At 48.7% G+C, this 5,531-nt stretch carries 2 tRNA genes and 3 rRNA genes; all 5 read right to left on the bottom strand.

Going from position 1 to position 5,531, the window contains the following annotated elements:
• Window positions 1-24: 24 nt before the first annotated feature.
• The 5 genes from rrf to DXK30_RS12615 all read right to left on the bottom strand — a co-directional run bounded on the left by rrf (window position 25) and on the right by DXK30_RS12615 (window position 5,300).
• Window positions 25-138 (bottom strand): 5S ribosomal RNA (gene rrf / locus DXK30_RS12635).
• Between the two features lie 185 nt (window positions 139-323).
• A 23S ribosomal RNA gene (locus DXK30_RS12630) occupies window positions 324-3,179 on the bottom strand.
• A 346-nt stretch (window positions 3,180-3,525) separates the two neighbouring features.
• Window positions 3,526-3,601: transfer RNA gene (locus tag DXK30_RS12625), tRNA-Ala, on the bottom strand.
• Between the two features lie 9 nt (window positions 3,602-3,610).
• Window positions 3,611-3,687: transfer RNA gene (locus tag DXK30_RS12620), tRNA-Ile, on the bottom strand.
• A 74-nt stretch (window positions 3,688-3,761) separates the two neighbouring features.
• A 16S ribosomal RNA gene (locus DXK30_RS12615) occupies window positions 3,762-5,300 on the bottom strand.
• The 16S, 23S and 5S rRNA genes sit together here with 2 tRNA genes alongside, the layout of an rRNA operon.
• Window positions 5,301-5,531: the final 231 nt, after the last annotated feature.

Below are 5,531 nucleotides of genomic sequence, written 5' to 3'. Positions count from 1 at the left end.
GTCGGGGGATATTTCAGAATAGAGAGCTGACGATGACCTACTCTCACATGGGCGAACCACACTACCATTGGCGCTACGATGTTTCACTTCTGAGTTCGGGAAGGGATCAGGTGGGGCCATCGCGCTATTGTCGTCAGCAAAGGGGGTTAGATATGAGTCTGTTATTGTTTTTATTGACATCAAGTTTGAGCTTGTTGTCGATCAACTTGTAACCTAACTGAATCAAGGTTAAAGGTGATATCGAAATGTTCTTTCTTTATTCTATAGCCTGAGCTATACAAGATAGATTAATTAGACTTGTATACAAACCACTTGGGTGTTGTATGGTCAAGCCAAACGAGCAATTAGTACAGGTTAGCTACACGCATCGCTGCGCTTCCACACCCTGCCTATCAACGTCCTAGTCTTGAACGGCTCTTTAGGGAAATCTAATCTTGAGGTGGGCTTCCCGCTTAGATGCTTTCAGCGGTTATCCCATCCGAACGTAGCTACCGGGCAATGCCACTGGCGTGACAACCCGAACACCAGAGGTTCGTCCACTCTGGTCCTCTCGTACTAGGAGCAGATCCTCTCAAATTTCCAACGCCCACGGTAGATAGGGACCGAACTGTCTCACGACGTTCTAAACCCAGCTCGCGTACCTCTTTAAATGGCGAACAGCCATACCCTTAGGACCTGCTTCAGCCCTAGGATGAGATGAGCCGACATCGAGGTGCCAAACACCGCCGTCGATATGAACTCTTGGGCGGTATCAGCCTGTTATCCCCAGAGTACCTTTTATCCGTTGAGCGATGGCCCTTCCATACAGAACCACCGGATCACTAAGACCTACTTTCGTACCTGCTCGACTTGTGGGTCTCGCAGTTAAGCGCGCTTTTGCCTTTATACTCTACGACCGATTTCCGACCGGTCTGAGCGCACCTTCGTACTCCTCCGTTACTCTTTAGGAGGAGACCGCCCCAGTCAAACTACCCACCATACATTGTCCTCGGTATTGTTATACCTGAGTTAGAACCCCAACATGACCAGGGTGGTATTTCAAGATTGGCTCCACCGAGACTAGCGTCTCGGCTTCAAAGCCTCCCACCTATCCTGCACAAGTCAGGTCAAAGTTCAATGTAAAGCTGTAGTAAAGGTTCACGGGGTCTTTCCGTCTAGCCGCGGGTACACAGCATCTTCACTGCGATTTCGATTTCACTGAGTCTCTGCTGGAGACAGCGCTGCCATCATTATGTCATTCGTGCAGGTCGGAACTTACCCGACAAGGAATTTCGCTACCTTAGGACCGTTATAGTTACGGCCGCCGTTTACTGGGGCTTCGATCAAGAGCTTCGCTTACGCTAACCCCATCAATTAACCTTCCAGCACCGGGCAGACATCACACCCTATACGTCCACTTTCGTGTTTGCAGAGTGCTGTGTTTTTAATAAACAGTTGCAGCAGCCTGGTATCTGCGACTGCCAACAGCTCAAGGAGCAAGTCCTATCACCATCAACAGCGTACCTTCTCCCGAAGTTACGGTACCATTTTGCCTAGTTCCTTCAGCAGAGTTCTCTCAAGCGCCTTGGTATTCTCTACCTGATCACCTGTGTCGGTTTAGGGTACGATTCGTTTATAACTATTGCTTAGAAGCTTTTCCTGGAAGCATGGTATTTGCCACTTCGCTGTACAAGTACAGCTTGCTATCAGATCTCGGTATAGAATAGCCCGGATTTACCTAAGCTATAAACCTACATCCTTTCACCTGGACAACCAACGCCAGGCTGACATAACCTTCTCCGTCCCTCCATCGCATTATAAACAAGTATCGGAATATTAACCGATTTCCCATCGACTACGCCTTTCGGCCTCGCCTTAGGGGTCGACTCACCCAGCCCCGATTAACGTTGGACTGGAACCCTTGATCTTCCGGCGTGCGAGCTTTTCACTCGCATTATCGTTACTCACGTCAGCATTCGCTCTTGTGATACCTCCAGCATGCTTTACAACACACCTTCACAGGCTTACACAACGCTCCCCTACCACTTGAAAACAAATTCAAATCCGCAGCTTCGGCTCCTAGTTTGAGCCCCGTTACATCTTCCGCGCGGGCCGACTCGACTAGTGAGCTATTACGCTTTCTTTAAAGGATGGCTGCTTCTAAGCCAACCTCCTAGCTGTCTATGCCTTCCCACCTCGTTTCCCACTTAACTAGGAATTTGGGGCCTTAGCTGGCGGTCTGGGTTGTTTCCCTCTCCACGATGGACGTTAGCACCCACCGTGTGTCTCCCGGATATCACTCATCGGTATTCGGAGTTTGCATCGGTTTGGTAAGTCGGTATGACCCCCTAGCCGAAACAGTGCTCTACCCCCAATGGTGTTCGTCCGAGGCGCTACCTAAATAGCTTTCGGGGAGAACCAGCTATCACCGAGTTTGATTAGCCTTTCACCCCTATCCACAAGTCATCCCCTGGCTTTTCAACGACAGTGGGTTCGGTCCTCCGGTGCCTGTTACGGCACTTTCAACCTGCTCATGGATAGATCACTCGGTTTCGGGTCTATACCCTGCAACTAAACGCCCTATTAAGACTCGGTTTCCCTACGGCTCCCCTAAACGGTTAACCTTGCTACAGAATATAAGTCGCTGACCCATTATACAAAAGGTACGCGGTCACCCAACAAGTGGGCTCCCACTGCTTGTACGCACACGGTTTCAGGTTCTATTTCACTCCCCTCACAGGGGTTCTTTTCGCCTTTCCCTCACGGTACTGGTTCACTATCGGTCAGTCAGGAGTATTTAGCCTTGGAGGATGGTCCCCCCATCTTCAAACAGGATTTCTCGTGCCCCGCTCTACTTAATATGTTAACTCTAATGTTTCGAATACAGGACTATCACCTACTACGGTCAGCTTTCCCACGCTGTTCTTCTACATTAGAATTAATCGGCTTCTCCCCGTTCGCTCGCCGCTACTAGGGGAATCTCAATTGATGTCTATTCCTAAGGGTACTGAGATGTTTCACTTCCCCTCGTTCGCTTCCTAATAAATTAGGATACCTACCTTATGGTAAGTGGGTTTCCCCATTCAGAAATCTCCGGATCACAGGATATTGCCGCCTCCCCGAAGCTTATCGCAGGCTGTCACGTCTTTCATCGCCTCTGACTGCCAAGGCATCCACCATGTGCGCTTCATTACTTGACCATACAACCCCAAGTAGTCTTTCGACTTCTAAGTGTCATACAATCTAATTATGATAACGATATCACCTATGTTTATACGCTTGATTCAGTTCTCTTTACTTTTTTAATAACTCACCCCTGGGATAACAACTGATGTCGTTAAGAGGTGAGTTATTAAGGTTAGGAAGTGCGCGTGAACACGCTCTTCCTAACCCAGACTCATATCTATGTTTTTAAATAGTCTCTATGCTCTCGTCGAGTCACAGATTCTGTATAAAACAGAAAGAAGTAATCATTAACAATCACTTGTTTCTATTTAATACCTATTTATTTATTAGCATCTAAAGCTTACTTAACCGTCTTAGTAGTGGTGGAGCCAAACGGAGTCGAACCGTTGACCTCCTGCGTGCAAGGCAGGCGCTCTACCAACTGAGCTATGGCCCCATTGTAAAATGGTGGGTCTAGGTGGACTTGAACCACCGACCCCCGCGTTATCAACACGGTGCTCTAACCAGCTGAGCTACAGACCCTAATACGTTTGTTAAAACGTAAGCTTAAACTAAAGAACAACTTGTTGTGAATTCTTGCTGACCGAATGCGTCTATAAGGAGGTGATCCAGCCGCAGGTTCCCCTACGGCTACCTTGTTACGACTTCACCCCAGTCATCAACCACACCGTGGTGAACGCCTCCCCGAAGGTTAAGCTATCCACTTCTGGTGCAATCAACTCCCATGGTGTGACGGGCGGTGTGTACAAGGCCCGGGAACGTATTCACCGCGGCATTCTGATCCGCGATTACTAGCGATTCCTACTTCATGGAGTCGAGTTGCAGACTCCAATCTGGACTACGATAGGCTTTTTGAGATTCGCATCACATCGCTGTGTAGCTGCCCTCTGTACCTACCATTGTAGCACGTGTGTAGCCCTGGTCGTAAGGGCCATGATGACTTGACGTCGTCCCCGCCTTCCTCCAGTTTGTCACTGGCAGTATCCTTAGAGTTCCCGGCTTAACCCGCTGGTAACTAAGGACAAGGGTTGCGCTCGTTGCGGGACTTAACCCAACATCTCACGACACGAGCTGACGACAGCCATGCAGCACCTGTATTCTAATTCCCGAAGGCACTCCCGCATCTCTGCAGGATTCTAGATATGTCAAGACCAGGTAAGGTTCTTCGCGTTGCATCGAATTAAACCACATGCTCCACCGCTTGTGCGGGCCCCCGTCAATTCATTTGAGTTTTAACCTTGCGGCCGTACTCCCCAGGCGGTCTACTTATTGCGTTAGCTGCGTCACTAAGTCCTCAAGGGACCCAACGACTAGTAGACATCGTTTACGGCGTGGACTACCAGGGTATCTAATCCTGTTTGCTACCCACGCTTTCGAGCCTCAGTGTCAGTATGATGCCAGGAGGCTGCCTTCGCCATCGGTATTCCTTCAGATCTCTACGCATTTCACCGCTACACCTGAAATTCTACCTCCCTCTCACCTACTCTAGCCTAACAGTTTCAGATGCAGTTCCCAGGTTAAGCCCGGGGATTTCACATCTGACTTATCAAGCCACCTACGCTCGCTTTACGCCCAGTAATTCCGATTAACGCTTGCACCCTCTGTATTACCGCGGCTGCTGGCACAGAGTTAGCCGGTGCTTATTCTGCAGCTAATGTCATCGTCTCCGGGTATTAACCGAAGAGTCTTCTTCACTGCTTAAAGTGCTTTACAACCAAAAGGCCTTCTTCACACACGCGGCATGGCTGGATCAGGGTTTCCCCCATTGTCCAATATTCCCCACTGCTGCCTCCCGTAGGAGTCCGGGCCGTGTCTCAGTCCCGGTGTGGCTGATCATCCTCTCAGACCAGCTACAGATCGTCGCCATGGTAGGCCTTTACCCCACCATCTAGCTAATCCGACTTAGGCTCATCTAATAGCGAGAGCAGTAAACTGCCCCCTTTCTCCCGTAGGTCGTATGCGGTATTAATACGAGTTTCCCCGTGCTATCCCCCACTACTAGGTAGATTCCTAAGTATTACTCACCCGTCCGCCGCTCGACGCCTGGTAGCAAGCTACCATCGTTTCCGCTCGACTTGCATGTGTTAAGCCTGCCGCCAGCGTTCAATCTGAGCCATGATCAAACTCTTCAGTTTAATCTTGCTATGAAGCTCTTTAAAGAAGCTTCTAAACTTGGCTCATCTAATCTGGCAAAATCGCTAAAAATTATGTTCGTAATGAATTAACTTTGAGTTTTTCTGCTGTCTTAAATGATAATTTTTATAGTTAATAATCTTCCCGAAAAGAAAAGATAGTCAACTTTATTTTTTAGCATTCTGAATCAGCAAAAATCCACACAAGTTGTTCTTTAGTTATGCTTTTAAATA

Source organism: Psychrobacter proteolyticus, assembly GCF_003350005.1.
Taxonomy (GTDB): Bacteria; Pseudomonadota; Gammaproteobacteria; order Pseudomonadales; family Moraxellaceae; genus Psychrobacter; species Psychrobacter proteolyticus.
This window is presented reverse-complemented; position numbering and strand designations above follow the sequence as displayed.